Raw genomic sequence first — 6,897 nt, forward strand, 5'->3', positions numbered from 1 at the left:
CGGGACCTCCTGGCAGGCGGCCGCTCCGGGCGATCCGCCCGGATTGGCCGGTTTGGTCCCTCCATGCTCTCCCACGGACGGCCCTGCCACGAATGGCCGAACGTCCCGGTCCCTGGGGCCGGAGGAGCCAAATCCCCGGCCCCCGGGAGCGGAGCGTCAGCGGACGGTCACCGGCAGCGTCTCGTAGCCGCGCAGCACCAGGCGGTCGCGCCGGGTCGGGACGCCGCCCGGGGCGAGCCGGGGGAAGCGGTCGAGCAGGGCGGGCACCGCGACCTCGGCCTCCATCCGGGCCAGCTGGGAGCCCAGGCAGAAGTGGGTGCCGCCGCCGAAGCTGAGCGGCTGGCTGTCGGTGCGGGTCGGGTCGAACACCTCGGGGTGCTCGTAGCGGTCCGGGTCGTGGTTGGCCGAGCCGATCAGCAGGGTCAGCCCGCTGCCGGGCGGGATCGGCAGGCCCTCGACGACCAGGCCCGGCTCCAGCGCGACCCGCCCGGTGGCCTGGACCGGGGCGTCGAACCGCAGCACCTCGTCGGTGAACCCGGCCGGGGTGATCCTTCCGCTGCGCAGCCCGGCGGCCGCCTCGGGGTGGCGGAACAGCAGGGCCAGGCCGTTGCCGAGCAGGTTGGTGGTGGTCTCGAAGCCGGCCACCAGCAGCAGCACCAGGTTGGCCAGCAGCTCCCGGGCGGAGAGCCGCTCGTCGTCGGCGGCGGCGATCCGGGCCAGGTCGGTGACCAGGTCGTCCTGCGGGCGGGCCAGGCGCTCGGCGGCCAGCTCGGTGAAGTAGCCGGCCAGCTCGTCGGCGGCCTCGTCGGCGGCGGCCAGCCCGTCCAGGTCCTGCATGATCTCCAGCGCGACGGTCAGGTCGGAGGTGAGGCCGCGGAAGCGGTAGCGGTCCTGCTCGGGGACGCCGAGCAGCTCGCAGATCACCCCGACCGGCAGCCGGAAGGCGAAGGCGTCCATGAAGTCCACCGGCGAGCCGTCGGCGCCCTGCTCGGCCATCCCGTCCAGCAGCCGGTCGACCGCCGCCTCCACGGCCGGGCGCAGCGCGGCCACCCGGCGGGCGGTGAACACCGAGGCGATCAGCGAGCGGACCCGCGGCTGGTCGGGGGCGTTGCGCTGGAGGATCGAGCGGCCGAGCAGGGCGAGCGAGGAGTGCGCGGCGTACTCGGTCATCTCGGCGGTCGCGACGCCGAAGGCGGGCGTGCGCAGCACCTTCTTGACCGCCGCGTAGCCGCTCACCACGAACATGCCGTCCCCGGCCGGGGCCACCGGGCCCAGCTCGCGGGCCCTCGCGTACAGCGGGTACGGATCGGTCCTGACCTCCGTGGTCATCAGCTGTTCGATGATCGCCGCGCCGTCCATCCGGTGCTCCCCTCCCGAGCTCACGCTTCCTGACCGGTCAACCGCCGGTGGGCGGGGCGGAGTTCCCGTACGGAACGGATCGCGCGCGGCGGGACGGGAGGACGGCGAACGCCGGGGCCAGGGCGACGTCGCGCGCGGCGGCTGTCGGGGCCGGCGCGGGCGGCTCGGTAGGGTGGCCGGCATGGAGATCTGGATCAACCCCCGGTGCGGCAAGTGCCGGACCGCGCTCGGCGAGCTGGACGGCGCCGGGGTCGAGTACACCGTACGGCGCTACCTGGAGGATCCGCCGACCGCGGCCGAGCTGGTGCGGGTGCTGGAGCGCCTGGGCCTGGAGCCGTGGGACATCACCCGCACCGACGAGCAGGCCGCGAAGGACCTGGGGATGAAGGGCTGGCCCCGGGAGGAGGGTTCGCGCGACCGCTGGATCGCGGCGATGGCCGAGCACCCGATCCTGATCCAGCGCCCGATCATCACCGCGGACGACGGGCACGCCGTCGTGGCCCGCACCCCGGACGCCCTCAAGTCCGTTCTGCCGTAGGGCAGTTGCGGCCCACCCGGCCCACCCGGCCGACTCATCCGGGTCGGCCGGGTCATCCGGGTCGGCCGGTCAGTGGACCTGGATCCGCTCCACCGGCCGGCCGGGGTGCCAGTTGAAGACGAGCAGGTGGTCGCCCTCCAGGGCGGTGTGCACCACCTGGTCGAGCTCCAGCCGGAAGGCGTGGAACGGGGTGGGCGGAGGCTCGGGCAGATCGGCGGCGAAGGCGGCGAGTTCGGTCTCGTCGGTGACCTCCACCGCCCGGCCCGAGACCTTGGAGTCCCCGCCGGCCATGGTCTCGTCCCCCGGGTGCGCGTGCAGCGCGAAGCGGGCGTCGCGCTGGAGCTCACGCGCCTTGACCGCGCCATACATCGACCCGATCCACAGGTCGGCGCCGACGAACTCGACCTCCGTCCCGCTCACCCGGGGCGATCCGTCCTTGCGCAGCGTCGCCAGGACGTGGTGCTTGTTCGCCTCGAACCGGGCCCGGACCAGGGGCGCCAGGTCGGGGGCCTCGTGCTCGAAATCCTGCCAGGTAGCCATGGCGCCAGTCTGGCACCCGGCACCGACAACCGCCGGACGCGGACGACCGGACGGACAGGGGCGGTCGGGCGGATGCGGGGAAGGGGCGGCGGGCCGGTCGGGGGCGGCGGGCCGGGAGCGCCGGGCCGCTGTCGGTGGCCGGTGCCAGACTGGCCGGGTGACCACCACGACCACGTACATCGCCTTCCTGCGGGCCATCAACGTCGGCGGCCGGACGGTGCGGATGGAGCGGCTGCGGGCGCTCTTCGCCGAGCTCGGGCTGGGGAACGTCCGCTCCTACATCCAGAGCGGCAACGTCTTCTTCACCACCGCCGAGCCGGACCGCGCCGCGCTGACCGGGCGGATCGAGGAGCACCTGGAGCAGGCGCTCGGGTACCCGGTGCCGGTGCTGCTGCGGACGGTGGACGAGGTGGACGACCTGCTCGCCGCCGAGCCGTTCCGGGGCGTCGAGGTGACGCCGGACGTCCGGCTGGTCGTCGCCTTCCTCTCCGAGCCGCTGCCCGTCGAACTCGCCCTCCCCCACCGCTCGCCGAAGGGCGACGTCGAGGTGGTCGGCGCCGGTCCGGGGGCCGCCTACGTGGTTGTCCACCTCCGGGACGGCAAGTGGGTCACCAAGGAGATGTTCGGCAAGGCCTACCGGGGCGCGGTCACCTCCCGGTTCCTGCACACCACGGAGAAGATCCTGGCCGCCGCCCGCAAGGCCTGACGGCCCGTACGGCAGCCGGGGACGGCCCGGACGGCAGCCGGGGGCCGTCGGTACGGCGTCCCGGAACGGCCCGTACGGCACACCGGAAACGCGCGGAACCGCCCGGCCGGAAAGGGCGTCTGGACTGCCGTGACGTACGAACCCCGCGCCCGCGCCCGGCGTGATCTGGACAGTCGGAATCGGCCGCGCGGACAATGTGGCCATGACGCCTCCTGAGCTCCCCGCCGGCACGGCCGGGCCGACCGGCGCGGTCCGGCCCTCCGACGCCGAGCGGGAGGAGGCGCTCGGGGTGCTGCGGGACGGCGCGGGCAGCGGGCGGCTCTCGCACGACACCTTCCTCGGCCGGATGGACATCGTCCTCCGGGCCACCAGCCGCGGCGAGTTGGACGCGGCGGTGGCCGGACTGCCGACCGGCGGGCCGGTCGAGCGGTTCGTGCTGCGGACGGTCGGGCGGATCTCCGCCTTCGGCGACCGGCTGGGCAGGGCCTGGCGCACCGAGCGGCTGCCGGGGCTGAGCCTGCCGCAGTCCGGGGCCGGGAAGTTGACGATCGGCCGGCTCCCCGGCTCGGGGCTGCGGCTGCACGACCCCTCGGTGTCCCGGAACCACGCCGAACTGCGGCACGAGCGGGACGGCTGGATGCTGTACGACCTCGGCTCGACCAACGGCACCCATGTGAACGGGCGCCGGATAGCGGGCGGCGTCCGGGTCCGGCCCGGCGACCAGGTGCGGTTCGGGAACCTGGAGTTCCGGCTCGCCCCGCTCTGACCGGCCCGCCCCCGGCCCCGCCCGCCCAGGCGCCCCGGGTCAGTGCGGGAACTGCCGGGGCGGCCGCTGACGCGGCAGCTCGTCCTGGAACTCCGCGATGACGGTGGCGATCTGGCGGGTCACCACGGTGTTCTCCAGCCGGTCCAGGTACCGGTGCTCGGCGGCCAGCGCCTCGACCGTGACGCCGAAGTAGAGCGTCATCAGCGGATTGATGAAGAGCTGCTCGCCCTTGGTCCGCTCGGTGAAGCGGACGTCGCCGAACTCGCCGCGCAGCGCCGCCGCCACCGAGCCGTTGACGATGCTGGGGTGTTCCGGGAAGGCGGCCCGGGCGTGCTCGACGGCGTCCAGGTAGAGCACCCCCTCCCGGCTGTCGCGCGGGACGGAGAAGGCGCCGAGGTAGCCGCCGGCCCGGTCGATCGCGGCGAGGTTCTCCAGCACCAGGGAGTGGTTGACGCCGTGGTGGGCGTCGATGCCGAAGCCGAGGCAGGCGACCAGCCGCTCGGGCACCTCGTCCAGGCCGGCCACCGCGCCCAGGCTCGCCATGTCCTCCTCCGGGGTGCCGAGTCCGGCCTCGTCGCCGCGCATCAGGATGTCGGTGCCGCCGTCCACCAGCAGGACCGCGTCCACACCCAGGCGGCCGACCAGCGCGCGGTAGGCCTCGCGCAGCGGCTGCACACCCACCGACGGGAAGGCCCACACGGTGTCGGGCATGCCGTGCCGGTTCAGCCAGCGGGCCAGGGTGCGCTCCGGGAAGTAGCCCTCGGGGGCGGCGGTGTCCGGTCCGATCCGGGCCACGTCGGACTCCGCCCAGACGTCGAGCGGCAGGCCGTAGAGGTGGGAGAAGGAGAGGTTGGCCAGGTGCACCTCCTTTCCCGCGGCCCGCAGGGCGAGGGCGATCGGCAGCCCGGCGTACACGTCGAATCCGCCGCCGGCTCCGGCGATCAGGATGCGCTCGGCGGCCAGCAGCCGGGTGAGCAGCGGTGGTTGCAGCAGGGAGGTCACCGGCGGGACGGTAGCAGGACGGCGGCCCGCGGCGAAGCGCTGGTCCCCGCCCCCCGCGCCCGGCCGTCGGTGTCAGTGGCGGGTGCGAGGATGCGGGCATGACCGAGGAGACGGTTCTCACCCCCGACGTGCTGCGCGAAGTCCAGGAGCGGGCAAGCGAGTTGATCCGGTGCGGCTTCCAGGAGCCGGACGAGATAGCCGAGTCCCTGGTCGAGGACCTCGACGACCAGGGGCTGACGCAGGAGGAGGCGGAGCGGATCGTCGCTCCGCTGTGGGCCGCGCGGCTGGCCGAGCAGGCGGCCTGGCCGGAGACCACCGACGTGGACCGGCTGGCGGACGCCTTCGACGCGCTGGAGGACCAGGGCATCGTCGCGGCGATGGACTTCACCTGCTGCGCGGGCTGCGGCTACGCGGAGATCGGCGGCGAGGCCGGGGAGGGCTCGGTCGGCTTCGTCTTCTTCCACCAGCAGGACACCGAGGCGGCGGCCGCCGGCCGGGGGCTGATGCTGCGCTACGGCGGGTTCCGCGCCGGGGAGGAGACGACCGAGGCCTCGGAGCGCCGGACGGCAGAGGTCGGGCGGACGGTGGTCGCCGCGCTGGAGGCCGTCGGGCTGACGGCGGAGTGGGACGGCTCGCCGCACACGGCGATCCGGGTCGCACCGCTGGAGTGGCTCAACCGCCTGCCGGAGTAAGCGGCCGGAGCGGCGGGCAGGACGGCCGGCACCCGATGCCGGTGGGCCCAATCCCCCTTGAAATACGGAGAGTTGGAATATCAGCCAGCCCCCGGGAGCCGTCAGGCATATGCCGGAGGCCCGTACCGGAGGCCCATGCCACGCGCGTAGATCAACGGCCCGAGAAGAGGCCCCGGGGTCAGTCGGCGACGCTCCCCAGACCGCCGAAGCCGGGGCCGGGGCCGAGGCCGTAACCCGCGCCCGTGCCGGAGCCTGCACCGCCGACCGGACCGTCCACCGGCCCCCACAGCGGCGAGGTGCAGCGCTGGTAGGTCGCGTGCCAGTGCGGCCAGTTGCGGGCCACGTCGTCGTCGCACTCGGCCAGCAGCCGCTCGACCAGCGCGGGCTCCACGCCCTCCAGCAGCCAGGCCAGCGCGTCCGCGACGCCCGGGCCGTCGGCCAGCCGCAGCAGGTCCAGCAGCTCGCCCAGCCCGCCGAGCCGGGAGCCGTCGGCGATCACCCGCTCCATCCGGGGCAGCAGCTGCCGCTCCTCGATCCGCAGGTGGGTCTCCAGCCGGGCCGCCAGGTCCTCCATCGCGTACGCGACCGGCCAGGCGCTGCCGGTGTCCCGGCTCGCTATCCGCACCAGCGTGGTGACCCGGGTGAAGGAGTGGTCCAGGTTGTGGTGGTCGTCCTCCAGCCAGTTGAGCAGCAGCCGCAGCTCGGGCGCGAAGCGGCGCACGATCGGCCAGAGCCGGGTGTCCTGCTGCTCGTGGTGGCAGGTGAGCATGGCGGTGATGAAGTTCCAGTGCCGCAGCAGCGCCTCGCCCTTGTCGTCCTCGTCGGGCTGGAGCAGCCGCAGCGCGTTGGGCAGCCGGGCGAGGTCCCGGCGCAGCGCGGCGTGCACCAGGCGCAGGCCGGCGAACCGCGGGGTGGCCGGCTCGTCGTCCACGACCTGCCCGTACGCGTACGCGTCCCCGCCCAGCGAGTCGGCTCCGGACTGGCCCTGGGCGGGCACGGTGTGGACGGGCTGGGGCACCAGGTGGATCGGCATGGGACTCTCTTCACTGCTTGGGGCACGACGGGTGGCGGCGGCCGGTGAGGACCGCCCCAGCCAAGGTGCTCGCAGTCGATCAGAAGCGAATCAATGTCCGATTGACGCGCAGGTCACGGGGCTGCCGACGGGCGGCGGACCCGCACCGGAACCCCCCGACGAGCCCCACCGGGGAAGCCGCTGGAAGACCCGCGGGAGAACCGCGGGAAGGCCCGCGCACAGACCCTCCGGAAGCAGAACCGCCGGTGCCGGGAGCGCGAA

At 74.4% G+C, this 6,897-nt stretch carries 8 protein-coding genes; 4 read left to right on the forward strand and 4 right to left on the reverse strand.

Annotated elements, in window-relative coordinates:
* Positions 1-156: 156 nt before the first annotated feature.
* Positions 157-1,383 carry a cytochrome P450 gene (locus ACFRQN_RS03345; RefSeq protein WP_380737854.1) on the reverse strand — a complete coding sequence of 409 codons (1,227 nt, stop codon included), beginning with the start codon at positions 1,381-1,383 and terminating at the stop codon, positions 157-159.
* A 157-nt stretch (positions 1,384-1,540) separates the two neighbouring features.
* Between ACFRQN_RS03345 and ACFRQN_RS03350 the strand changes: the two genes are divergently transcribed.
* A complete protein-coding gene (locus tag ACFRQN_RS03350) occupies positions 1,541-1,897 on the forward strand; it encodes an arsenate reductase family protein (protein WP_049650761.1) in 357 nt (118 codons plus the stop codon).
* Between the two features lie 69 nt (positions 1,898-1,966).
* On the opposite strand, the gene ACFRQN_RS03355 is transcribed toward ACFRQN_RS03350, so the two are convergent.
* Positions 1,967-2,437, reverse strand: coding sequence for a pyridoxamine 5'-phosphate oxidase family protein (locus tag ACFRQN_RS03355; protein ID WP_117487476.1), 471 nt, complete (start codon positions 2,435-2,437; stop codon positions 1,967-1,969).
* 157 nt (positions 2,438-2,594) lie between these two features.
* Between ACFRQN_RS03355 and ACFRQN_RS03360 the strand changes: the two genes are divergently transcribed.
* Together ACFRQN_RS03360 and ACFRQN_RS03365 are read left to right on the forward strand one after the other, a co-directional pair.
* Entirely contained in the window at positions 2,595-3,143 is a 549-nt protein-coding gene (locus ACFRQN_RS03360; protein WP_380737856.1) for a DUF1697 domain-containing protein, read from the forward strand.
* A gap of 202 nt (positions 3,144-3,345) precedes the next feature.
* A complete protein-coding gene (locus tag ACFRQN_RS03365) occupies positions 3,346-3,909 on the forward strand; it encodes an FHA domain-containing protein (RefSeq protein WP_380737858.1) in 564 nt (187 codons plus the stop codon).
* A 39-nt stretch (positions 3,910-3,948) separates the two neighbouring features.
* On the opposite strand, the gene ACFRQN_RS03370 is transcribed toward ACFRQN_RS03365, so the two are convergent.
* The gene (locus tag ACFRQN_RS03370) at positions 3,949-4,911 is read right to left on the reverse strand and encodes a DUF1152 domain-containing protein (RefSeq protein ID WP_074000867.1); all 963 of its coding nucleotides are present in this window, start codon (positions 4,909-4,911) and stop codon (positions 3,949-3,951) included.
* A gap of 98 nt (positions 4,912-5,009) precedes the next feature.
* On the opposite strand from ACFRQN_RS03370, the gene ACFRQN_RS03375 reads away from it, so the two are divergent.
* Positions 5,010-5,603, forward strand: a complete 594-nt coding sequence (locus ACFRQN_RS03375) for a DUF6891 domain-containing protein (protein WP_380737860.1) — start codon at positions 5,010-5,012, stop codon at positions 5,601-5,603.
* Between the two features lie 178 nt (positions 5,604-5,781).
* Here the strand turns inward: ACFRQN_RS03375 and ACFRQN_RS03380 are convergent, their stop codons facing one another.
* The gene (locus ACFRQN_RS03380; protein WP_049650764.1) at positions 5,782-6,636 is read right to left on the reverse strand and encodes a hemerythrin domain-containing protein; all 855 of its coding nucleotides are present in this window, start codon (positions 6,634-6,636) and stop codon (positions 5,782-5,784) included.
* Between the last annotated feature and the right edge of the window lie 261 nt (positions 6,637-6,897).

Origin of the sequence: Kitasatospora sp. NPDC056800, from assembly GCF_042789775.1 — a bacterium.
Classification (GTDB): domain Bacteria; phylum Actinomycetota; class Actinomycetes; order Streptomycetales; family Streptomycetaceae; genus Kitasatospora.